17 protein-coding genes, 4 tRNA genes and 1 other RNA gene are annotated in these 22,823 nt (G+C 72.9%); 10 read left to right on the top strand and 12 right to left on the bottom strand.

The window, feature by feature from the left end; translation table 11 throughout:
- The first annotated feature begins 210 nt into the window (after positions 1 to 210).
- A complete protein-coding gene (locus AB0G63_RS08560; protein ID WP_360746312.1) occupies positions 211 to 606 on the top strand; it encodes a hypothetical protein in 396 nt (131 codons plus the stop codon).
- A 297-nt stretch (positions 607 to 903) separates the two neighbouring features.
- On the opposite strand, the gene AB0G63_RS08555 is transcribed toward AB0G63_RS08560, so the two are convergent.
- The 4 genes from AB0G63_RS08555 to AB0G63_RS08540 all read right to left on the bottom strand — a co-directional run bounded on the left by AB0G63_RS08555 (position 904) and on the right by AB0G63_RS08540 (position 4,362).
- Positions 904 to 3,342 carry a helicase-associated domain-containing protein gene (locus AB0G63_RS08555; protein ID WP_360746309.1) on the bottom strand — a complete coding sequence of 813 codons (2,439 nt, stop codon included), beginning with the start codon at positions 3,340 to 3,342 and terminating at the stop codon, positions 904 to 906.
- A 194-nt stretch (positions 3,343 to 3,536) separates the two neighbouring features.
- Positions 3,537 to 3,971: a PIN domain-containing protein gene (locus AB0G63_RS08550; RefSeq protein ID WP_360746306.1), complete on the bottom strand. Its 435-nt coding sequence runs from the start codon at positions 3,969 to 3,971 to the stop codon at positions 3,537 to 3,539.
- Positions 3,968 to 4,150 carry a hypothetical protein gene (locus tag AB0G63_RS08545; RefSeq protein ID WP_360746303.1) on the bottom strand — a complete coding sequence of 61 codons (183 nt, stop codon included), beginning with the start codon at positions 4,148 to 4,150 and terminating at the stop codon, positions 3,968 to 3,970. The genes AB0G63_RS08550 and AB0G63_RS08545 overlap by 4 nt, the downstream gene beginning before the upstream one ends.
- A 124-nt stretch (positions 4,151 to 4,274) precedes the next feature.
- Positions 4,275 to 4,362: transfer RNA gene (locus AB0G63_RS08540), tRNA-Ser, on the bottom strand.
- A gap of 73 nt (positions 4,363 to 4,435) precedes the next feature.
- On the opposite strand from AB0G63_RS08540, the gene ffs reads away from it, so the two are divergent.
- From ffs to AB0G63_RS08510, 6 genes are all read left to right on the top strand, one after another.
- Positions 4,436 to 4,530, top strand: an RNA gene (gene ffs, locus AB0G63_RS08535) — signal recognition particle sRNA small type.
- 47 nt (positions 4,531 to 4,577) lie between these two features.
- Positions 4,578 to 6,878, top strand: coding sequence for a DNA polymerase III subunit gamma and tau (locus AB0G63_RS08530; protein ID WP_360746300.1), 2,301 nt, complete (start codon positions 4,578 to 4,580; stop codon positions 6,876 to 6,878).
- A 193-nt stretch (positions 6,879 to 7,071) separates the two neighbouring features.
- Positions 7,072 to 8,322: a phosphoribosylamine--glycine ligase gene (gene purD, locus AB0G63_RS08525; RefSeq protein WP_360746297.1), complete on the top strand. Its 1,251-nt coding sequence runs from the start codon at positions 7,072 to 7,074 to the stop codon at positions 8,320 to 8,322.
- Between the two features lie 331 nt (positions 8,323 to 8,653).
- Positions 8,654 to 10,513 carry a hypothetical protein gene (locus AB0G63_RS08520; RefSeq protein ID WP_360746294.1) on the top strand — a complete coding sequence of 620 codons (1,860 nt, stop codon included), beginning with the start codon at positions 8,654 to 8,656 and terminating at the stop codon, positions 10,511 to 10,513.
- A 473-nt stretch (positions 10,514 to 10,986) separates the two neighbouring features.
- Complete coding sequence (locus AB0G63_RS08515; RefSeq protein ID WP_360746291.1) at positions 10,987 to 12,483, top strand: N,N-dimethylformamidase beta subunit family domain-containing protein; 1,497 nt, start codon at positions 10,987 to 10,989, stop codon at positions 12,481 to 12,483.
- A gap of 83 nt (positions 12,484 to 12,566) precedes the next feature.
- Positions 12,567 to 13,472, top strand: a complete 906-nt coding sequence (locus tag AB0G63_RS08510; protein WP_360746288.1) for a phosphoribosylaminoimidazolesuccinocarboxamide synthase — start codon at positions 12,567 to 12,569, stop codon at positions 13,470 to 13,472.
- 55 nt (positions 13,473 to 13,527) lie between these two features.
- On the opposite strand, the gene AB0G63_RS08505 is transcribed toward AB0G63_RS08510, so the two are convergent.
- From AB0G63_RS08505 to AB0G63_RS08470, 8 genes are all read right to left on the bottom strand, one after another.
- Positions 13,528 to 13,603, bottom strand: a tRNA-Gly gene (locus AB0G63_RS08505).
- Between the two features lie 23 nt (positions 13,604 to 13,626).
- Positions 13,627 to 14,241, bottom strand: coding sequence for a response regulator transcription factor (locus tag AB0G63_RS08500; protein WP_360746285.1), 615 nt, complete (start codon positions 14,239 to 14,241; stop codon positions 13,627 to 13,629).
- Positions 14,238 to 15,533, bottom strand: a complete 1,296-nt coding sequence (locus AB0G63_RS08495) for a histidine kinase (RefSeq protein WP_360746282.1) — start codon at positions 15,531 to 15,533, stop codon at positions 14,238 to 14,240. Before AB0G63_RS08495 ends, AB0G63_RS08500 begins: the two co-directional genes overlap by 4 nt.
- 17 nt (positions 15,534 to 15,550) lie before the next feature.
- Entirely contained in the window at positions 15,551 to 16,330 is a 780-nt protein-coding gene (locus tag AB0G63_RS08490) for an ABC transporter permease (protein ID WP_360746279.1), read from the bottom strand.
- Entirely contained in the window at positions 16,327 to 17,259 is a 933-nt protein-coding gene (locus tag AB0G63_RS08485) for an ABC transporter ATP-binding protein (RefSeq protein ID WP_360746581.1), read from the bottom strand. The genes AB0G63_RS08490 and AB0G63_RS08485 overlap by 4 nt, the downstream gene beginning before the upstream one ends.
- A 241-nt stretch (positions 17,260 to 17,500) precedes the next feature.
- A tRNA-Gly gene (locus tag AB0G63_RS08480) sits at positions 17,501 to 17,576 on the bottom strand.
- Positions 17,577 to 17,656: 80 nt separating this feature from the next.
- Positions 17,657 to 17,728: transfer RNA gene (locus AB0G63_RS08475), tRNA-Gly, on the bottom strand.
- Positions 17,729 to 17,850: 122 nt separating this feature from the next.
- Positions 17,851 to 18,168, bottom strand: a complete 318-nt coding sequence (locus AB0G63_RS08470; RefSeq protein ID WP_324783071.1) for an Lsr2 family protein — start codon at positions 18,166 to 18,168, stop codon at positions 17,851 to 17,853.
- Between the two features lie 345 nt (positions 18,169 to 18,513).
- Here AB0G63_RS08470 and purS point away from each other — a divergent pair, with 345 nt between their 5' ends.
- The 3 genes from purS to purL are packed head-to-tail and all read left to right on the top strand — an operon-like array spanning position 18,514 to position 21,709.
- Complete coding sequence (gene purS, locus AB0G63_RS08465) at positions 18,514 to 18,777, top strand: phosphoribosylformylglycinamidine synthase subunit PurS (RefSeq protein ID WP_007383088.1); 264 nt, start codon at positions 18,514 to 18,516, stop codon at positions 18,775 to 18,777.
- Positions 18,774 to 19,454 carry a phosphoribosylformylglycinamidine synthase subunit PurQ gene (purQ, locus tag AB0G63_RS08460; protein WP_360746275.1) on the top strand — a complete coding sequence of 227 codons (681 nt, stop codon included), beginning with the start codon at positions 18,774 to 18,776 and terminating at the stop codon, positions 19,452 to 19,454. Before purS ends, purQ begins: the two co-directional genes overlap by 4 nt.
- Positions 19,451 to 21,709 (top strand): phosphoribosylformylglycinamidine synthase subunit PurL, encoded by a 2,259-nt coding sequence (purL, locus tag AB0G63_RS08455; protein ID WP_360746272.1) that lies wholly within the window; start codon positions 19,451 to 19,453, stop codon positions 21,707 to 21,709. The genes purQ and purL overlap by 4 nt, the downstream gene beginning before the upstream one ends.
- Positions 21,710 to 22,823: the final 1,114 nt, after the last annotated feature.

Below are 22,823 nucleotides of genomic sequence, written 5' to 3'. Positions count from 1 at the left end.
TCCATCATCCAGAACCCGCTGCTGCTGGCCGCGCTGATGCGCCGTCGTGAGGAGCGCGGGGGCGAGGAGTCGATCATCCAGCACCCGCTGCTGCTGGCCGCGCTCATGCGCCGCTGACAGGAAAAGGCGACACCCCTGCCCTCCGGTCGTCGGCGTCGTCGGCGCCGGGGGGCAGGTCCCGCAAGGCAACCGAAGACTTGAGGAACGACAATGGCAGCTGAGTCCGGCGGAGAATCGGAACGGGATCCCGTGGAGGCCTTCATCGATGAGGTCTTCGAGGAAATGGTGCGCGATGCCGGGATCACACACAACGGCACCGGTGTCAAGCATGGAAAAGCCCCACTCGCTGGAGCTTTGATGGAAGCGGCCGTGGAGTTCCTGGCCCGGCCGCCTTCCCGTTCCTCGGAACTGGAAAGGGTGCTTTTCGCGCAGGCCTTGGCGACCGCAATGGCGGAAGCTCTCGCACCTACCCTGGCGGACGCCCTGGCCTCGGAGATCATGAAGGTCCTGAACCAGCACGCCGCCTCCCAGAGAAAGAGCACCCACGAATCCGTCGGCGGTGGCGGCCACAGTCACCACGCGTCCGGCGGTGGCGGTCACTCCTGACCGGCCGTCGGCCCGGTGACGCTCCCCCTGACCGGCCGTCGCCCCGGTGACGCTCCCACCGTGCCCCCACGCCCACCAGACGGGCGAACGCCAGAGGGCCGGACCGCTCGAGCGGTCCGGCCCTCTGGGCGGTGTCCCACCAGGGTTCGGTTCCGGCTCACGCCCTGCGCCAGGCGGTGAGCAGTTCCTCGTCGTGGCTGTCGAACGCGGAATTCTCCAGCCGCTTGACTGAGCCATGCGATCTCCCGACGGCGACAGTATCGATGGAGATACTGTCGCCATCTCTACCATTCGCTCTCATTCAGGCCTGAGGCTCATGACGCTGTGGATACGGGAGAGGGTGAAAACGCGCTCGTCTTCCCGCAGGTGGCACCAGGCTTCGAGGTAGGGCGGGTCGAGCATGAGGCGGCTGAGAGTGCGCACCGTCCGGTTGCCCGAGGTGGCGACGTACTCGACGGTGATGGGTTCACCGGTGTCGATGGCGTGGGCGAGCTGACGGACGTCGCTGTACGGCAGGCGCTTCGCCCACCCTGCGACGATCTCCTCGGTGTCCGTGGCGAAGGCCGGTCCTCCGTCGAACGGCGCGGGTTCGGGAAGCGTCGGAGGCACCTTCAGCAGCTGGGCCGCCAAGATGTCCGGGTCCACCACTCGGGCGGGTGCCTTCGCCACGCCTGTGGCGACGATCCGGCCACCGTCCCGCGCGGCGATGCCGCGCGGAGCCGGCACGGGAGCGGGGGCCCGCGGAGGCCGGGTTCGCTCGATCCGTACCGCGCCCTCGGCAGTCTCGGCGACAGGGGCGTATCCCTCGTCCCGGAGCGCGGCGAGGGTCGTGTCGATCGGGCTGCGGCTGATCAGCACCGTCGGCGCCAGCTGCCGTAGCCCGAGCTTGGCGAGCTTGCGGTGAGCGGCGAGTTCGGCCAGGAGTGCGGGCTCGTCGCCGTGGAGGACGCAGGCGGCGGGGGCGATGCGCACGCGCCCGTGGCCGTGCGCGGTGTCCGCGATCAGGTACGACAGCGGCTGCGGCAGTGGCCCGGCGGCGACAGCGGCCAGGTCGGCGACGAGGCGGTCCGGCGAGTGCCCCGCATCAAGGGCCTTGCGGATGCTGCCAGGACTGAACCGCCACACCGACGCCGTGCCGGTGGTCTCACGGTCGGCGAGGGAGTCCAGCAGCGAGGCCAGTCGTGCGGACGGGGTGCCGGTGACGACGGCGGTGAGGTCGGCGCCGATCCGGGCCGTCGCGGTGGCCGAGGGCAGCAGCCGCCGGCACTCGATGTCCAGTCCCTCGGTGTCGCCGGATCGCAGATGGATGCCGAAGGCGGACAGGGCGCCGCGAGCCAGCACGCCCAGGATCTCGGCCTCACGGATCACAGTGGCGAACGGGGTTCCGTCCGAGAGCGACGAGTGGGCGAGCGGGCGGTGCCAGGCGATCAGGGGGCCCAGATCCGAGGCGACCGTCACGCCCTGCCCCACCGCAAGCCGCCCGGCTGCCGCCAGCAGCCCGTGGCGGGCCTGCACACAGCCATTGCAGGGCGGTGCACCGGCGAGCGCGGGAAGCGCCTTGTTGTCCTCGTCACGTGCTCGTGTCGGGGTGAGCGGCAGGTTCCACCACGCTTGGAGCAACACGGCGAACCGCTCCGGAGGTTCCTGTTCCGCCCAGACGTCGTACGCCTCGGTGGGCGCCACGCGACTGCCGTCCCGGCCCAGGAGTCCGGCGGCGTACGCGGTCTCGAGGACAAGGCGTACGACGGCGTCGTCGGCCTGCGCGGCCTTGCCGATGCGGGCCAGTTCACGCGCACCGACCCCGCCGGACTTCAACCGGGCCGGCGCGGTAGCCGAGCAGGCCGAGAGGACCGAGGCGGCATGGGACGCGAACGCCGTGGCTGCGGCTGATGCCTCCCGGTCCACCTCCACCGGGGTGACGGACGCCGATCGCACGGAAGGCGGGACGGGTTCGAACGGAGCGTGCCAGCCGGGCCCGCGCAGCGCGAGCGCCACCTCGGCCGGCATACGGGCCGGACCGTAGCCGTGACGGTCCTGGATCAGCAGCCCCCGGTCCAGCGCCCACCGGGCGCCCGGTTCGAGGCCGGGACCGGGAGCGCCGAACACGATGAACCGCGGCTGCGCGGGCCCACCCGCCACGCGGCGTTCGAGCAGTTTCCGGGCCGCCGCAGGGGCCTTCGCGACCACCGAGACAACCTGTTCCGCGTCGCTGTGGTGTTCCACCAGCGCGGCCAGCCGCTGCGACTTGGTGCCCGGCGGCTTGACGCCCAGTGCCGCCAGCATGTCGCGCAGTTCGTCGGAGGTCGCGCCCGCGAGCAGTTGCTCCAGCGGAGCATCCAGGCCCAGGGGCGCGTCCCACGCCTGCCGCAGCGGTCCGGCCATGCGGAGCTTCCCCGCGCCGTCCGGCCAGACCAGAGCATGATCGGCCAGCACCTCCAGCACGGCGTCCAGTTCGCGAGCGGGTTCGTCGTCCACCGCCCCCAGCAGCTCCGCCAGGGCAGCACGCGACGCGGGCGCACCCAGCGCCGCCACCGCCTCGGCCACCTGGAGGTGCGGCAGCGCGAGCAGTGGCAGGGACAGTCCCACCGATCCCGGGCGCTGAAGACGGTCCGCCAGTTCCCCCACCGAGCGTGGCTCCGGAGGAGACATGGCGTCCTTGCGCGCTTCGAGCACGCGTGCCAGACGAGAGCTGTCGAGGCTGCTCAGCCATGTCGTCAGCGCTGATCGGGACTTCACGTGGGATGCACCTCGTCGGACCAGGAGTCGCAGCGGGGCCGGAGCCCCGGCGCCGGGTCCAAGGATGGCGCATCCCCGTGATCAGCGGTTGCCGAATGAGGACAGGTTCCCCCCCAGCGAGCGTTGACGGCTTGCGCCGGGTTTCCGTCGGGCTCCGGCCACGTGGCCGGTACCAGCCACTCGCCTGCGCCGGGTCATACCTTCTTGACGACGATGGTGTCCGGGAGGAGTTTCTCAAGGTCGTCCACGTCCGAGGTGAAGACGGTGACCTGCCCCTTCTGCCGGCGTGCCACGACAGCGAGCACGGCATCGATCGCGTACTTGTGACCGTGCAGCTTGGCGTCGGCCAGGAGACGCCGGGCCTGGCGGGCCTGGCGGGCCTCGTCCTTTCCGATGGCGGCGACCTCGAGCCGGGAGAGCACCCAGTCCCAGCGCTGCTCGGTGGTTCTGCCGTCGTACGCCTCGACCAGCGTCATGGGAGACGTCACCACCTCGGCCTCACCCCTGGCCGCGAGGTCGAGCCAGGCGATCATCCTGCGGTCGCCGCGCACGGCCAGGGACAGGGCTTCGCCGTCGAGTACGAAGACGCGCAGTGGCCGCTGCATGCGCTCACCGGCGCGCTTCTTCACGCGGCCTCTCCGGCATCGTGTCCTCCGGCGGTGCGGCGGAGCTCGTGCTCGGCGTCGAGATCCTCCAGTTCCGCGAGGGCTGCCGCGCGCTCGTCATCGGTGACCGGCCCGTGTTCCTCCTGCAGCCGGTCGACAAGCTCCAGCAGCCGGTCCCGATCGCGCTTGAATCGCAGCGGCACGCAGCGATGTAGTGGCGGGTGTGCCGGGCCGTCCTCGACGGGCGGTAACCGGGAACTGCAGCCACGGCACGATGAAGGCTCCGACCGAGATCCGGTCGGAGCCTTCATTTCCGCAGTCCAGCGGTGGCGGAGGATACGAGATTCGAACTCGTGAGGGGTTGCCCCCAACACGCTTTCCAAGCGTGCGCCCTAGGCCTCTAGGCGAATCCTCCGTCGGAAACATTACATGACCGAGAGGAGTGCTTGCGAACTCGATCCGGGCTGTCGCGATCAGGTACTCTGTGCAGAGCCCCTCACGCGGCGCTATCTGACTGAACTCCCCCAGGGCCGGAAGGCAGCAAGGGTAGGTCGGCTCTGGCGGGTGCGTGGGGGGCGCTTGCGTCGGCGGGCGGGTGGGTTGTCAGTGGGCGCCTATAACCTCGTATGCGTGTCGTCTCTCGCGCTGTACCGCCGCTATCGCCCGGAGTCGTTCGCCGAGGTCATCGGGCAGGAGCATGTGACCGGCCCGCTGCAGCAGGCGCTGCGCAACAACCGGGTCAATCACGCGTACCTGTTCAGCGGGCCGCGCGGCTGCGGCAAGACGACCAGCGCGCGCATCCTGGCCCGGTGCCTGAACTGCGAGCAGGGGCCGACGCCGACGCCGTGCGGGGAGTGCCAGTCCTGCCGTGACCTGGCGAGGAACGGGCCGGGATCGATCGACGTCATCGAGATCGACGCCGCCTCCCACGGTGGTGTGGACGACGCCCGTGAGCTGCGAGAGAAGGCCTTCTTCGGCCCCGCGAGCAGCCGCTACAAGATCTACATCATCGACGAGGCCCACATGGTCACGTCGGCCGGCTTCAACGCGCTGCTCAAGGTGGTCGAGGAGCCTCCCGAGCACCTGAAGTTCATCTTCGCGACCACCGAGCCGGAGAAGGTCATCGGGACCATCCGGTCGCGGACCCACCACTACCCGTTCCGGCTCGTGCCGCCCGGCACCCTCCGGGACTACCTCGGCGAGGTGTGCCAGAAGGAGGACATCCCCGTCGAGGAGGGCGTGCTGCCGCTCGTCGTGCGCGCCGGCGCCGGTTCCGTGCGTGACTCCATGTCCGTCATGGACCAGCTGCTCGCCGGCGCCGGGGCGGACGGCGTGACGTACGCCATGGCCACCTCTCTGCTCGGCTACACCGAGGGTTCGCTGCTCGACTCCGTCGTCGAGGCCTTCGCCACCGGTGACGGCGCCGCCGCCTTCGAGGTCGTCGACCGCGTCATCGAGGGCGGCAACGACCCGCGGCGCTTCGTCGCCGACCTGCTGGAGCGGCTGCGCGACCTCGTGATCCTCGCCGCCGTGCCCGACGCGGCCGAGAAGGGGCTCATCGACGCGCCCGCCGACGTCGTCGAGCGGATGCAGGCCCAGGCCGGCACCTTCGGCGCGGCCGAGCTCAGCCGTGCCGCCGACCTCGTCAACCAGGGGCTGACCGAGATGCGGGGCGCGACCTCCCCCCGCCTGCAGCTGGAACTGATCTGCGCGCGCGTGCTGCTGCCGGCCGCCTACGGGGACGAGCGTTCCGTGATGGCCCGGCTGGACCGGATCGAGCGCGGGGTGAGCTTCTCCGGAGGCGGCGGTGCGCCCGCGATGGGCTACGCGCCCGGGCCGGAAGCGCACGCGCCCGGGGGAGCGGTGCCCGGCGGAGCGCCGGTCCCGCCCGGCGGCGGCCCGGCGGCGGTCCGGGCTGCCGTACGGGGCTCCGGGGCGCCGGGTGCGGGCCCGGCGGCGGGCGCCCCCGCGGCACCCGGCGGCGCGATGCCCGGTGCGGGTGGCGTGGCGAACGGAGCGGGCTCCGGCCTGCCCGCCGCGGCGCCCGCCGCGGCGCCCGCAGCCGCCGCACCCACGCCCGCACCCGCCGTCCCCGCGGCACCCGTCACCCCTCCCCCCGGCCGACCCCAGCAGCCGCAGTCGCCCCCGGCGGCTGCCCCCGCCCCCGGCGCCTGGCCCACCGCGACCCCGGCCGGCAGCGGCCGTCGGCCCGGTGGCTGGCCCACGGCCACCCCCGCCGGTGCCGGACAGCCCGCACCGGCCCCGGCAGCCCCGGCAGCCCGCGCAGCCGCCGCGCCCGCACCGGCTGCCCCCGCGCCGGCGGCGGCCGCGCCCGTCTACGCACCACCCAGCGGCGGCCTCGACCCCCGCACGCTCTGGCCGAACATCCTGGAAGCGGTCAAGAACCGCCGCCGCTTCACCTGGATCCTGCTCAGCCAGAACGCCCAGGTGGCAGGCTTCGACGGCACGACCCTCCAGCTGGGCTTCGTCAACGCGGGCGCCCGGGACAACTTCACGAGCAGCGGCAGCGAGGACGTACTGCGCCAGGCGCTGGCCGAGCAGTTCCACGTCCAGTGGAAGATCGAGGCGGTCGTCGACCCGTCCGGCGGCTCCGCGCCCCCCGCCCCCGCCGGCGGCCACTCCGGTCCCTCCGGCTTCAACAGCGGGTACGGCGGCACCCCCCAGCAGCAACGCCCGGCGTCCCCCACGCCCCGGCCGGCCGCCCCCACCCCGTCCCAGGCCGCGCCGTCCCCGGCCGCCCCCGGACCGGTGTCCCGGCCGGCCGCCCCGGAGCCGCCGCCTCCGGTCGCCCCCGAGGACGACATCCCCGAGGACGACGACCCCGACCTGAACGAGTCGGCCCTCTCCGGCCACGAACTCATCGTGCGGGAACTGGGAGCGACGGTTGTGGAGGAGTTCTCGAACGAGTGAAACTGGCCGCCGTGGCCCCGCCCGGCACCAGCCGGGCGGCTGATCCTGCGCGCCTCCTCCCCGCCCCCTGATCCTGCGCGCCTCCTCCCCGCCCCCGCCGGACGGCGTTTTGGAGGAACGCACCACCTGCGCGCCGCGCGCCCTTCGGAAGCCCGCACAAAGCAGAACGGGTTCCGCCGGTTAGGCTGACCCCGTGAAGGTCCTCGTCATCGGCAGCGGCGCCCGCGAACACGCCCTGTGCCGCTCCCTGTCCCTCGACCCCGCCGTCACCGCGCTGCACTGCGCGCCCGGCAACGCCGGCATCGCCGAGATCGCCGAGCTGCACCAGGTCGACGCCCTGGACGGCAAGGCCGTTGCCGCGCTGGCCGCCGAACTGGAGGCCGGGCTCGTCGTCGTCGGCCCGGAGGCGCCGCTCGTCGCCGGGGTCGCCGACGCCGTGCGCGAGGCAGGGATCCCGGTCTTCGGCCCCTCCGGGGAAGCCGCGCAGCTCGAGGGCTCCAAGGCCTTCGCCAAGGACGTGATGGCGGCGGCCGGAGTCCCCACCGCCCGCTCCTACGTCTGCACGACCCCCGAGGAAGTCGAGCAGGCCCTCGACGCCTTCGGCGCCCCGTACGTCGTCAAGGACGACGGCCTCGCCGCGGGCAAGGGCGTCGTCGTCACCGACGACCGCGACGCGGCCGTGGCGCACGCCGCCGGCTGCGAGAGGGTCGTCATCGAGGAGTACCTCGACGGCCCCGAGGTGTCCCTCTTCGCGATCACCGACGGCGAGACGGTCGTCCCGCTCCAGCCCGCCCAGGACTTCAAGCGCGCGCTGGACGGCGACGAGGGCCCGAACACCGGCGGCATGGGCGCGTACTCGCCGCTGCCGTGGGCCGAGCCGAAGCTGGTCGAGGAGGTCCTGCAGACCGTCCTGCAGCCGACGGTCGACGAGATGCGCCGCCGCGGCACCCCCTTCTCCGGTCTCCTGTACGCCGGACTCGCGATCACCTCCCGCGGGGTGCGGGTCATCGAGTTCAACGCCCGCTTCGGCGACCCCGAGACCCAGGTGGTGCTGGCCCGGCTCAAGACCCCGCTGGCCGGTGTCCTGCTCGCCGCGGCGAACGGCACCCTCGCCCACCTCGAGCCGCTGCGCTGGAGCGGCGACGCCGCGGTCACCGTGGTCGTCGCCTCGCACAACTACCCCGGCACCCCGCGCACCGGCGACCCCATCACCGGCCTGGACGAGGTGGCCGCGCAGGACGCCCCGCACGCCTACGTCCTGCACGCCGGGACGAAGCGGCAGGGCGACGCCGTGGTCAGCGCCGGCGGCCGCGTGCTGTCCGTCACCGCGACCGGCGCCGACCTCACCGAGGCCCGCGACCGCGCCTACCGGGCCGTCTCCCGCATCGGCCTCGACGGCTCCCAGCACCGCACGGACATCGCCGCGAAGGCGGCCGCCAGCTGACCGGACGGCATCTGACCGGACAGCTTCCGGCGTCGCACGGACGAACCCCGCAGGCCCCGTCTCCGTCTTCGGAACGGGGCCTGTCGCATGCCCCGATCATGGGCCTGATCTTCGCTTTCTGTCACCCACCTCTGACCAAAGCCATTCCATCGAGTGACCGATGCCCCATCCGGCTGACGTGGGCCGGGGCCCCAACTATGGTGCCGCGCAAGCGTTCCGGCACTTGGCCCCGCCGACATTGCGATGTCACTGCCGAGTGCCACAGTGGGGGAATGAGCAACGCCAGGAAGGCCAGGCGCCCGGGACAGCCGGGGAGGGGGTGAGGTCGCTCGTGACCGGTACCGGTGCGGGTGTGGAGGCGGGTGCGCAGGCCGCGCGCGCCAGGGCTCTCGCCGTGCTGCGCGTGCGCAGCCGGGCACTGGCCGTCGCCCTGCTGCCCGCGGCGGTCGCCGTCGTGCTGCTGGCCGGCGTCTCCACGGAACACCTCGTGGGCCCCTTCTGGCAGGCCGCCCGCTGGGTGCTGATCCCCGTCGCCGCCCTCGTGCTGCTCGCCGCCGGCGCCGTCGGCCTGGTGGTGGCCCGTGCCCGCCCGGCAGTGAGCCCCACGGTGCCGATCGCCGAGGAGTCCGCCCCGGACCTGTACCGGATGGTGCGCGACCTCGCCGACCGCCTCGACGTCCCGGCGCCGTCGGCGATAGCCCTCACCCCGGACTGCGACAGCTGGCTGGAGGACCGCACCCACCCGGCGCACGGTCCGCCCGCGGGCGTCCGTCCGGGCCGCCGGGCGTACGGGCCGCCGGCCGAGCACGACGAGATGACCGGCGTACGCGGCCTCCACCGCCGTGCCGTCGCCGCCCCCGTGCTGGTCATCGGCTCCCCCTTCCTGTGGTGGATGCGGGTCGGCGAGCTGCGCGCGGTCCTCGCCCCCGTCGTCGCCGGTACGGGACCTTCGGCGCACCCGGACATAGCGGCGGCCCGCCGCTTCGTGCGGGGTCTCGACGCCGCGGTCGCCGTCTCCTCCGATCCCGCCCGGTGCCCGCTGACCCGGGTGGGCTGCGCGGGGCTCGGCTGGGTGGCCCGCCTGCTGCTGCGCAGCTGCCGGGAGCACGCGGCCGAGATGGAGCGCGGGGTCGCGGCCGCGGCCGCGGAGCGTGCACAGACGGTGGACTACGGCCTCCGGATCGTCGCGCAGGAGCAGGTGGGCCTGGCGTACGCGGGCTGGGACCGGCTGCTGACCCGGGTGGCGCTGCCCGCCTGGCGCATGGGCCGCTGGCCCTCCCGCCTGGACGCCGGCGTCGTCGCCGCGCTCACCGAACTGTCCCGGCGCGACCGCCTTGCCGAGGGGTTCGCCTCCCGCCTCGGCGAGCGCCCCGCCTGCGACCTGCTCGAGGAGCCCGGGGCGGTGGACGAGGCGGCCTCGCTGCTGGCCGCCCGCCTCTTCCACGGCGGCCCGGCGGAGACCGGCCCCGACTGGGCGCCCGTGGACTGGCGGGAGTATCCGGAGGAGGTCGTCGACCGCAAGTGGCGCATCGACGCGGCCCGCCTCCACCGCGTCCTCGACGCCCTCGGCGTCGGCCGCCCCCAGGGCCCCGCCGCCCGCGGCCCCGAGACCCCGGCCCCCGACGGCCCGACCCTGTCCCGCATCCTCGACCACCTGACGACCCCGCCGCAGCGCACCCCACCGAGCCCGGCCTCGCCGACCCCCTCCCCCCACCCGGACGCCCCCGACGCGCCGTACGGCGAAGGCGGCGACGGCGGGTACGGCGGGGACGGCGACGACGTGAGCGAGGCGGCCGCCGTCCTCGCCGCGGGCATCACCGCCGAGCTGGCCCGCGAAGAGGCGGCGGCCCCGCCGGGACGCGACGCGCCGGACTCCGCCGGCCAGGGAGCCGACGCGGCGTTCTGGGACGAGGGCGCGCTGCCCCTGTTCCCGCTCCAGCCACCGCGCACCGGCCGCGAACTGCTCGCCGACCACGTCACCGCGATGGTGTGCTGCGCCGCCATGGACACCGCGGGCGCCACCCCCGGCCTCGACTGGCTGGACGGCCCCTCGCTGCTGCTCCACGGCCGGCGCGCCACCGACCTGACCCCCCGCGTCCTCCGGCTCGTCGAGGACGGCGACCCGGCCCCACTGCGGGAGTGGCTGGTGGAGACCGGCATACGCCCGGAAAAGCCGGTCCGCCTGGTCTGACGCGCACGCCCTCCCAGCCGACCGGGGACGGCTTCCCGGCCGACCCGACCGGGTACGGCCGGCCTCCCGCACCGCGGCCGCCCCGCGCGGCCAAGCGCCGATCCGTGAGCACGACGTCCTGCCCTGCCGACACAGCACCGCGCCCGGCGCACCCGCCCGCCGCACCCGCCCGGCGCACCCGGCGGCGCGTCCGGCGGGTCACCCGATGGCTCAACCGATGGCTCACCCGATGGCTCACCCGGCCGGAGCCCCCGCTTCCACTTTGGGTCGATTCGCAACGAACAGTGACAGTCCGCGTGCGTAATGTGATGTGCTGAGACCGCCCGCGCCCATGACATGGGCTTGCGACGCACGCATGACCGTTCACAGGGCGCCTCGCCACCACCCAGGCGCGAGGCGCACGAGTGACACAAAGCGCACAACGCACGCAACGCACGCAACGCACACGAGGCACACGAGGGAGGGGAGCGACCATGGCGTCCGAGCAGATCCGCCGTCGGCCGCCCGGAGCGCCGACGCACGCCGTGACCGGCGCCTTCGGACCGAGCCCCGTCCCCTGGCTGTGCGGCACCGAGACGTACGCCGAAGACACCGCGCAGCTCGCGCCCCGGTTGACCGACCCGGGCACCCGGCGACCGCCCGGCGGCACCCCCCGTGTCCCCGCGCCGAGGACGGGCACCGGCGGCCCCCGCGCCGCCGACGACGTGCACGGTCAGATCAAGGGTTTCGCCTCCACCGGCGCGGTCGCCCCCGGCGAGGCCGTCGACTTCCACGTGACCGTAGACCCGCCCCAGGAGTTCGGCGTCGACATCTACCGCATCGGTCACTACGGCGGCGACGGCGCCGTCAAGATCACCGCGAGTCCCCGGCTGTCCGGCATCGTGCAGCCCCCGCCGCTGGCCGCGGACCGCACGGTCTCCTGCCACCACTGGTGGCTGTCCTGGCGCCTGCAGATCCCGCCGCACTGGCACGTCGGCGCGTATGTGGCCGTGCTCACCACGGCCGACGGCTACCGCTCGCACATCCCCTTCACCGTGCGCGACGACCAGCCGGCGGACCTGCTCATGCTGCTGCCCGACATCACCTGGCAGGCCTACAACCTCTACCCGCACGACGGCCGCACCGGCGCCAGCCTGCACCACGCCTGGGACGGGCAGGGCCGCCTGCTGGGCGAGGACCACGCCGCCACCACCGTCTCCTTCGACCGCCCGTACGCCGGCGCCGGCCTTCCGCTGCACGCCGGACACGCCTACGACGTCATCCGCTTCGCCGAGCGCCACGGCTACGACCTCGCCTACGCCGACGCCCGTGACCTGCACTCCGGGTACATCGACCCGACCCGCTACCGCGGCCTGGTCTTCCCCGGCCACGACGAGTACTGGTCGGCCGCCATGCGCAGCACCGTCGAACGCGCCCGCGACCACGGCACCTCGCTCGTCTTCCTCTCCGCGGGCACCCTGTACTGGCAGGCCGAGCTGGGCCCGTCCCCGTCCGGCGTCCCCGACCGGCTGCTGACCTGCCGCAAGCGCAGAGGCCCGGGCAGGCCCGCGCTCTGGCGCGAGACCGACCGCCCGGAGCAGCAGCTCGTCGGCATCCAGTACGCGGGCCGGGTCCCCGAACCGCATCCCCTGATCGTCCGCAACGCCGGCCACTGGCTGTGGGAGGCGACCGGCGCGGGCGAGGGCGACGCGATCGAGGGCCTGGTCGCGGGGGAGGCGGACCGCTACTTCCCGCGCACCCCGCTGCCCGAGCACGACGAACGGATCCTGCTCGCCCACTCCCCGTACACCGACGGCGACGGCGTCCCGCGCCACCAGGAGACGTCTCTGTACCGGGCTCCGTCCGGTGCGCTGGTGTTCGCGTCCGGGACGTACGCCTGGTCCCCGGCCCTGGACCGTCCGGGCCACGTCGACGGGCGCGTCCAGCGCGCCACCGCCAACCTCCTGGACCGCATCTGCAAACGTGACTGAGCTTCGCTCCACCGACCCCCGCCAGGACCGATCTCCGGCGTACGGGAGAATCGAGCCATTGGACATCACCACGGGGAGGAACCGTGTCCGGATTCGTCGAGAAGCCCGAGCCCCTTCAGGTGCCGGGCCTGGTGCACCTGCACACCGGAAAGGTGCGCGACCTGTACCAGAACGAGGCCGGCGACCTCGTGATGGTCGCCAGCGACCGTACGTCCGCCTACGACTGGGTGCTGCCCACGGAGATCCCCGACAAGGGCCGCATCCTCACCCAGCTGTCCCTGTGGTGGTTCGACCAGCTCGCCGACCTGGTCCCCAACCACGTCCTGAGCACCGAACTGCCCGCCGGAGCACCCGCCGACTGGGCGGGCCGCACCCTGGTCTGCAAGTCGCTGCAGATGGTCCCGGTGGAGTGCGTGGCCCGCGGCTACCTCACCGGCTCGGGCCTCGCCGAGTACGACGAGTCCCGCACGGTCTGCGGCCTCGCCCTCCCCGAGGGCCTGGTCGACGGCAGCGAGCTGCCCGCCCCGATCTTCACCCCGGCCACCAAGGCGGCGGTCGGCGACCACGACGAGAACGTCTCCTACGAGGAGGTCGCCCGGCAGGTCGGCGCGGACACCGCCGCGCAGCTGCGTCAGGTGACCCTCGCGGTGTACTCCCGCGCCCGCGACATCGCCCGCGACCGCGGGATCATCCTGGCGGACACCAAGTTCGAGTTCGGCTACGAGGGCGAGACCCTCGTCATCGCCGACGAGGTCCTCACCCCGGACTCCTCGCGGTTCTGGCCGGCCGACCAGTGGCAGCCGGGCCGCTCGCAGGTGTCGTACGACAAGCAGTTCGTGCGCGACTGGCTGACCTCGCCGGAGTCGGGCTGGGACCGCCGGAGCGAGCAGCCGCCGCCCGCGCTGCCGCAGCACATCGTGGACGCGACCCGCGCCAAGTACGTCGAGGCGTACGAGCGCCTCACGGGCATGAGCTGGACGAGCGCCTGACCGGCACGAGCCGGACCTGACGCGAAAGGCCCCCGGGGAACCGGGGGCCTTTTCCTGGAGCGGACGACGAGGCTCGAACTCGCGACCTCAACCTTGGCAAGGTTGCGCTCTACCAACTGAGCTACGTCCGCGTTGCGCCGTGGCGCGAGAGCAACTATACCCAACCGCGCTCCCGGGCGAGACGCACCGCCGTGTGCCGGTTCTCCGCCCCGAGCTTCGTCGCGGCCGAGGAGAGGTAGTTCCGCACGGTGCCCGGCGACAGCGCGGCCCGTTCGGCGATCTCCGCGACCGGCGCCCCGTCGGCGGCCAGCTCCAGCACCTCCGCCTCCCGTACGGTCAGCGGCGAGTCCCCGGCGGAGATCGCGTCGGCCGCCAACTCCGGGTCGACATAGCGGTTCCCGGCGTGCACGGTACGGATGATCTCCGCGAGCCGCTGCGCACTGACCGTCTTCGGCACGAATCCCCGAACACCCGCCGCAAGGGCCCGCTTCAGATGCCCGGGGCGCCCGTGGCCGGTGACGATCAGCACCTGGCAGCCGGGCAGCTCGGCGCGCAGAGCTGTGGCGACCTTCACACCGTCGGCGCCGGGCATCTGCAGATCCAGGACCGCCACATCGGGCGCGTGAGCCCGTGCCATCGCCAGCGCCTCCGGGCCGGTGGCCGCCTCCGCGACGACCAGGAGGTCGTCCTCCAGCGCGAGCAGCGCGGCCAGGGCGCCCCGGATCAGATGCTCGTCGTCGGCGAGCAGCAGGCGTACCGGAGTACTCATGACACGACCCCGCTCACAGGTCCGGAGGCTCCAGCGGCTCCAGCGGCTTCAGCGGCTCCAGAGGCCACAGCAGTCACAGGCGTCAACGGCACCTCGGCCACCACCCTGAACCCGTCCGCACCCACAGGCCCCGCCTCCAGCTTTCCGCCCACCGCCGCCAGCCGTTCCCGCAGCCCGGCGAGCCCCGAGCCGCCATTCCCGCCGGGTCCGGCGACTCCGTCGTTCTCGACCGTCAGCACCACGGACGCCTCCCGCATCCGCAGCGCCACCGAGCATCGCCCCGCGTCCCCGTGGCGCAGCACGTTCGTCGTCGCCTCGCGCACCACCCAGCCGAGCGCGGACTGCACGTCGGCGGGCAGCCCGGCGGTGTCCGCGGCGACCTGGCAGTCGATCCCGGCCGCCGTCAGAACGCCCTGGGCGCCGAGGAGTTCCACGCCGAGATCGGCCTCCCGGTAACCGCGTACCACCTCCCGCACCTCCCGCTGGGACTCCTGTGCGATGCGCTGCACCTCGATCATCTGCTCCGCCGCCTCCGGCCGCCCGCGCCGGGCCAGTTGCACGGCGAGTTCGCTCTTCAGCGAGATGACGGAAAGGTTCCGCCCCAGCACGTCGTGCAGGTCCCGCCCGAACCGCAGCCGCTCCTCGGCGACCGCGAGCCGGGCCCGGGTCTCGCGGGCGGCGTCGAGTTCGTACACGGCGTCCAGCAGCCAGACGGAGAAGAGGCAGGTGGCGGCGATGGACCCGGCGCCGATGAGCACCATGGACGTCAAGACCAGCACAGCGGCCCAGGGCGTGCCGAACGCGAACGCCGCCGCGCCCGCGCCGGACGCGAATCCGGCCACGATCGCGAACCCGCGCCGCCGCCTGCGCGCACCCAGCGCCATGGTGCCCGCGCCGAAGGCCAGGACGACCCCACAGACCGTGGCGGCGGCGTTGGCCGTGCCGGGGCCCGCGGGCTCGTACTCCTTCAGCGCGAGCGCGACGACCGCGAGGGCGGACGTGAGCGTGCCGAGCACCCACAACAGCCGCGTCGGCCGGCCGCGCCGGCCGCGGCTCCAGTCCAGCGCCCGCGAGGCGGTCAGGCAACCAGTCACCGCGTGGACGGTGACCACGGCCGTCGACCAGCCCGCGAGACCCGGGCGCACCTGCCCGAACACCGGCAGTCCGAACGCCGCGACCTCGATCACGCCGAAGAGGTGGAACGACCAGCGCGTGTACGTCTCGACCTTCTCCGGAGTGCTCTTGCGCCGCCACCAGCCCGCGGGCCTGCCCGTGCCCCCCGTCTCCGCCATGTCCCGTCCCCCGTAGGTCACCGCCGCGGTTCCCAGCGGAACCACCGCCGTACAGCAAACACCGCCAGGACGGCCCAGGCCAGCGCGGTCACCAGGGCGCCCAGCGCCTGGTAGCCGCTCAGTTCGCCGGTCCAGCCGGCCCGGACCAGCCGGATCGCGGGGGACAGCGGAAGGAGTTCGCAGACGGAGGCGAGGCGGTCGGGCATGACCTCCGTCGGGATCGCGATCCCCGAGCCCGTCATGGAGACGAACACCAGCGGCAGCGCGGTCACCTGGGCGCTCTCGACGGTCCTGGTGAAGGAGGCGGTGAGGGCCGCGAGCGCGGCGCACAGCACCAGGCCCAGCAGCAGCCCCAGGACCGTCAGGTACGGCGCCTCGGGTGCCCCGGTGTTCAGGAGCACCGCGCAGCCCGCGGCCAGCAGCAGCGACTGGGCGAGGCCGACGCCGGCCGCGGGCAGGGCGGTGCCGGTGAGGATCTCGGCGTCGCCGAGTTCGCCGGTGCGCAGCCGTTTGAGGACCAGTTCCTCGCGGCGGGCGACGAAGGCACTGACCAGGGAGGTGTACACGGCGAAGAGGAGGGAGAAGCCGATCGCGGCGGTCAGCATCACCGTGCCGGCGGTCAGCCCCGCGGCCTCGACGTCCATCCGGTCGATCGCCGGACGCACGCTGAACGGCAGCGCGAGCGGTACGAGCAGCGCCGTGGTCACTGCCCCGCGGTTGCGGCCGAGCAGGGTGAGTTCGGCGCGGCCCAGGGCACGCAGCCGCCGGATGACCGGGGTGGGGGCCGGGCCGCTCATGCCGCCGCCTCCCGCGTGATCCCGAGGAACGCCTCCTCCAGCGAGGCCGGCCGCATGTCCAGCCGGCGCAGTTCCACCCCGGCCCGCTCGGCCCACACCAGCAGCGCGGTCGCCGTCCGCTGCGGTTCGCGGGTGTGCAACCGTACGGTCCTGCCGGTCATCTCGTGTCCGCACACCCGCAGTTCGGCGAGCGGGGGCAGGTCTCCGAGGAAGTAACCCGGGGGCAGGCCGAAGGAGATCCGCGAGGGCCGGCCGGCGGTCACCTCGGCGGGTGTCCCGGCGGCCGCGATGCGCCCCTCGTGCAGGATCGCGAGCCGGTCGGCGAGGCCCTCGGCCTCCTCCAGGTAGTGCGTGGTCAGCAGCACGGTGGTGCCGTCGTCGCGCAGCGCCCGTGCCAAATCCCAGGTGGCGCGGCGTCCTTCGACGTCCAGGCCGGTCGTCGGTTCGTCCAGGAACAGCACCTCGGGTTCGCCGAGGAGGGCCAGCGCGAGGTCCAGTCGCCGCCGTTCACCCCCGGACAGCTGCTTCACCCGCACCCCGGCCCGCCCGCCGAGCCCGACCAGTTCCAGCGCCTCCCCCTCGGGCCGTGCCCCGCTCGTGCACCCCGCCCACATCCGCGCGGTCTCGGCGACGGTGAGCTCGGCGGGGAAGCCGCCCTCCTGGAGCATCACGCCGGTGCGCGGGCGGACGGCGGCCCGCTCCCGGAAGGGGTCGCGTCCGAGCACCCGGACCCGGCCACCGGCCGGTGCCGCGAGCCCCTCCAGGAGTTCGACCGTCGAGGTCTTGCCCGCGCCGTTGGTGCCGAGCAGCGCGAAAACCTCCCCACGGGCCACGGAGAAGCTGATCCCGCGCACCGCCTCGAATCCGCCCCCGTACACCCGCCGCAGGTCGGTGACCTCGATCACGTGCTCGTGTCCGTCGCCGTCCATGCGGTGCATCCGGTGCATCCGGTGCATGCCCTCCGCGCTGTCCGCGCTGTCCGCGCTGTCCGCGCTGTCCGCGCTGTCCGCGCTGTCCATGTGGTCCGTCCGGTCCATGGATTCAGCGTCCCGGCTGCCGGGGCCGGGCAGCAGTGCGCGGTGTCATCACTCGGCATGACAAATGTCAGACGGCGCAGGGCCCGCGTTCGCGCATACGAAAAGACCCCGGTCATGGTGACCGGGGCTTCCCTGGAGCGGACGACGAGGCTCGAACTCGCGACCTCAACCTTGGCAAGGTTGCGCTCTACCAACTGAGCTACGTCCGCATGCCTCCGACCGGCTCCCACCGATCGGCGCGAGCACCAGCCTACCTGATCCACAAGAGTGCTCAGGACCGGCGGTGCAGAGCGGGTGACAGGAATTGCACACTGCGCCTTCCCCCTGGAAGGGGGATGTTCTGCTACTGAACTACACCCGCGTGACTGAGTGGGTCCGGCCTTTCGGCCTCGCCCCTCGGCGTGCTCCAGACTCTAGCTGATCAGGAGGGGTGGAACGCAAGTCGGTTCCGCCGAGGGGCCGGTGACCGGCCGTCGGCCGGCGTCACTGCGCGGCGCTGAACGCCTCGTAGACCTTCTTGGGGATACGGCCGCGGGCCGGGACGTCCATCTTGTGGGCCTGGGCCCAGGCCCGGACGGCCGCCGGGTCGGGAGCGACCTCGGTCTCCCGGTACGCCTTGCCGGACTTCGACCGCTTGCGTCCGGCCGCCACGTACGGCTCGAGGGCCGTGCGCAGTTTTTCGGCGTTGGCTTGGTTCAGGTCGATCTCGTACGACTTGCCGTCGAGTCCGAAGGCGATCGTCTCCGCCGCTTCCGAGCCGTCGATGTCGTCAAAGAGAGTGACCACGACCTTCTGCGCCACGAATATCGGTCCCTTCGTGCGACACCTGTATCTGCGATGACGTGCCACGACGTCGCCCGGGTGTCGACTGTCCGCCAGTTAATGGGCAAAGTATCGGCTATTGGTATTTCATTTGTACAGTGCCCGGCAATGCATTGGGAAGCCCGACTAAATCTTCCCGCGTGTCCCGGCGCAATAGGGAGGCGGGCGTCGATCCGGGATCTTTCCGTGAACTTTTCGCGGCGGGAGCCCCTCGGGGACGGGACAGTGACTGCCGTCACGTAGTTTCCTACAACTCTACTCGCGTAGAAATTTTGTGCGGGTAGTCTGAAGGGACCTGCTCAGCACCACACACCGGGAGTGCCAGTGGCACGCGTCGTAGTCGACGTCATGCTCAAGCCGGAGATCCTCGACCCCCAGGGCCAGGCGGTCCAGCGTGCGCTGCCGCGCCTGGGTTTCGACGGCATCTCGGACGTACGTCAGGGAAAGCGATTCGAACTGGAAGTTGACGGGCCGGTCGACGAGGCCGCGCTCGCCCGTATCCACGATCTTGCGGAATCCTTCCTCGCCAACACCGTGATCGAGGACTTCACCGTCAAGGTGGAGGAAGTCGCGGAGGCCGCGAAGTGACCGCTCGTATTGGCGTCGTCACTTTCCCGGGCAGCCTCGACGACCGGGACACGCAGCGCGCGATCCGACTCGCGGGCGCCGAACCGGTCGCCCTGTGGCACAAGGACAAGAACCTCCACCAGGTCGACGCCGTCGTGCTGTGCGGAGGCTTCTCCTACGGCGACTATCTGCGGGCCGGCGCGATCGCCCGTTTCTCCCCGGTGATGGAGCCCCTCATCGAGCAGGCGAAGGCCGGACTGCCGGTCCTCGGCATCTGCAACGGCTTCCAGATCCTCACCGAGGCCCACCTGCTGCCCGGCGCCATGCTCGGCAACGACCACCTGCACTTCATCTGCCGCGACCAGAAGCTGCGGGTGGAGAACGCGGGCACCTCCTGGACCAGCGACTACGAGCAGGGCCAGGAGATCCACATCCCGCTGAAGAACATGGACGGCCGGTACGTCGCCGACGAGTACACCCTCGACAAGCTGGAGGCCGAGGGGCGGGTCGCCTTCCGCTACCTCGACTTCAACCCGAACGGCTCGCTCCGGGACATCGCCGGCATCAGCAACGAGGCCGGGAACGTCGTCGGCCTCATGCCGCACCCCGAGCACGCCGTCGAGCCGCTGATCGGCACCGGCCGCACCGACGGCCTTCCCTTCTTCACCTCGATCCTCAAGAAGCTGGTCACCGCATGAGCAGGACGCCTCTGGACACGGTCGAGCACGCGGCCGCGACCCCCGACGTCGAGCTGCCCTGGGCCGAACTCGGCCTGAAGAAGGACGAGTACGAGCGGATCGTGGAGATCCTCGGCCGCCGGCCCACCGGCGCCGAGCTCGCCATGTACTCCGTCATGTGGTCCGAGCACTGCAGCTACAAGTCCTCGAAGGTGCACCTCCGCCAGTTCGGCGAGAAGGCCCCCCAGTCCGACGCCCTCCTCGTCGGCATCGGCGAGAACGCGGGCGTCGTCGACGTCGGCCAGGGCTACGCGGTCACCTTCAAGGTCGAGTCGCACAACCACCCCTCCTACGTGGAGCCCTACCAGGGCGCGGCCACCGGCGTCGGCGGCATCGTGCGCGACATCATCGCGATGGGCGCCCGCCCGGTCGCGGTCGTCGACCCGCTGCGGTTCGGCGCCGCGGACCACCCCGACACCAAGCGCGTCCTGCCCGGCGTGGTCGCCGGCATCGGCGGCTACGGCAACTGCCTCGGCCTGCCCAACATCGGCGGCGAGGTCGTCTTCGACGCCTGCTACCAGGGCAACCCGCTGGTCAACGCGGGCGCCATCGGCGTGATGCGGCACGAGGACATCCACCTCGCCAAGGCGTCCGGCGCGGGCAACAAGGTCATCCTGTACGGCGCCCGGACCGGCGGCGACGGCATCGGCGGCGCCTCGATCCTGGCCAGCGAGACCTTCGACGACGCCAAGCCGTCCAAGCGCCCCGCGGTCCAGGTCGGCGACCCCTTCCAGGAGAAGCTGCTCATCGAGTGCACCCTGGAGGCCTTCAAGGAGAAGCTGGTCGTCGGCATCCAGGACCTCGGCGCGGCCGGCCTGTCCTGCGCGACCTCCGAGCTCGCCTCCAACGGCTCCGGCGGCATGCGCGTGACCCTGGACGACGTACCCCTGCGCGACTCGACTCTCTCGCCCGAGGAGATCCTCATGAGCGAGTCGCAGGAACGCATGTGCGCGGTCGTGGAGCCGGAGAAGGTCGACCGGTTCCTGGAGATCTGCGACAAGTGGGACGTCATCGCCACCGTCATCGGCGAGGTGACCGACGGCGACCGCCTGGAGATCTACTGGCACGGCGGCAAGATCGTCGACGTCGACCCGCGGACGGTCGCCCACGAGGGCCCGGTCTACGAGCGCCCGTACGCCCGCCCGTCCTGGCAGGACGAGCTCCAGGCCGACGACGCGAACAAGCTGCCCCGGCCGTCGACGGGCGAGGAGCTGAAGGACCAGGTCCTGAAGCTGGTGGCCTCCCCCAACCAGGCGTCCAAGAAGTGGATCACCTCGCAGTACGACCACTTCGTGCAGGGCAACACCGTCCTCGCCCAGCCCGAGGACTCCGGCATGATCCGCGTCGACGAGGCCACCGGCCTCGGTGTCGCCATCGCGACCGACGGCAACGGCCGGTACGCCAAGCTCGACCCGTACACGGGCGCGCAGCTGGCCCTCGCCGAGGCCTACCGGAACGTGGCGACCACCGGCGCCAAGCCCCTCGCGGTCTCCGACTGCCTGAACTTCGGCTCGCCCGAGGACCCGGCGGTGATGTGGCAGTTCGCCGAGGCCGTGCGCGGTCTCGCCGACGGCTGCCTGCAGCTCGGCACCCCGGTCACCGGCGGCAACGTCTCGCTCTACAACCAGACCGGCGAGGCCGCCATCCACCCCACCCCGGTGGTCGCGGTCCTCGGCGTCATCGACGACGTCGCCCGCCGCACCCCGGTCGCCTTCCAGGAGGAGGGCCAGCTGCTGTACCTCCTCGGCGACACGCGCGAGGAGTTCAGCGGCTCGGCCTGGTCGCAGGTGATCCACGACCACCTCGGCGGCCTGCCCCCGAAGGTCGACCTGGAGCGGGAGAAGCTGCTGGCCGAGATCCTGATCTCCGCCTCCCGCGACGGCATGATCGACTCCGCGCACGACCTGTCCGACGGCGGCCTGATCCAGGCGGTCGTGGAGTCGGCGCTGCTCGGCGGCAAGGGCGCACGGCTGGTCGTGCCGGACGGGCTGGACGCGTTCACCCTCTGCTTCTCGGAGTCGGCGGGGCGCGCGATCGTCGCCGTGCCGCGCTCGGAGGAGGTCCGCTTCAACGACATGTGCGGCGCGCGCGGCCTGCCGGCCACCCGCATCGGTGTCGTGGACGGTGACACGGTCGAGCTCCAGGGCGTCTTCGAACTGTCCCTGAGCGAGCTGCGCGAGGCACACGAGGCCACCATCCCGGCGCTGCTCGCCTGATCCCGTCGACGAAGGCCCCGCCCACCAGGACCTCAGCCGAAGTCCCGGGCGGGGCCCTTCGCCATCCGGGCCCGGATTGCCCCGCCCGCCGGCACGAACACCCGGCTCCGCCCCTGGCACGGGCCCCCGCCGCGTCCTACGGCACGGTCCCTCGCCAGGTCCTACGGCACGGTCCCTCGCCGGGTCGGCACGGGCCTCCGCCGGGTCCTACGGCACGCGTCTCCGCCGGGTCCTTGGCGCGTGGCCTCACTGCATCCGCCGGCGCATGCCCGGTGGGGTCCCACGGCACAGGGTCCCGCTGCATCTGCGCTGCATCTGTGGGTGCGGGGCCCTGCGGGGTCCTGCGGGGCGGGATCCCCGCCGCGTCTTCCGACAGCAGGCCAGCGCCGCGCTCTCCGGCGCGGGTCCCCGCCGGGTCCTCCCGGTCGGGCCCTCGCTGCGTCCCCTGGCGCGGGACGCCACTGCATCCGTCCGCGCAGGCCCCCGCCGCGCCCGACGGCGCATGCCCCGGCGGGGTCCCACGGCACAGGGTCCCGCTGCATCTGCGCTGCATCTGTGGGTGCGGGGCCCTGCGGGGTCCTGCGGGGCGGGATCCCCGCCGCCTCCTCCGACAGCAGGCCAGCCCCGCGCTCTCCGGCGCGGGCCGCCGCCGGGTCCCCCGGTGCGGGGCCGCTGCATCCGCCGGAGCGGGGCACCGCCGGGTCCTCTGGCGCGGGATCCCCGCAGCTTCTTCTGGCGCGGCCCCCGCCGTGTCCTCCGGTGCGCGCCCCAGCGGCCGTCCCCCACCACCACAACGGCGCGTTCCCTCAGCGCGGCCCTCGTGGTGACGAGCGCTGCGGTCACTTCGACCGGGCCGGGGGCGCGGCGTCCGACGCCGGCGCCACCGGCCCGCAGGCGGGCCGCCCGGGCGCGCAGGGCCGCGCCGATTCCTCACGGTGCGGGCCCGCCGAATTCTCCCGGCGTGGGCTTCTGCCGTCCTGTCCGTCGTGGGGCCGCCGCTGCGTCTCCCGGCGTGGGCTTCTGCCGTCCTCTCCGCCGCGGGGCACCGCTGCATTCTCCGGCGCCGAACCGCGTTGCCGTTCCGCCGTGCCGGCCGGTGCCGTGCGGGCGTCGG

Origin of the sequence: Streptomyces sp. NPDC020996, from assembly GCF_040641355.1 — a bacterium.
In the GTDB taxonomy this organism is placed as follows: domain Bacteria; phylum Actinomycetota; class Actinomycetes; order Streptomycetales; family Streptomycetaceae; genus Streptomyces.
Note: the sequence above shows the minus strand (reverse complement) of the source record. Positions and strands in the feature narration are given on the sequence as shown.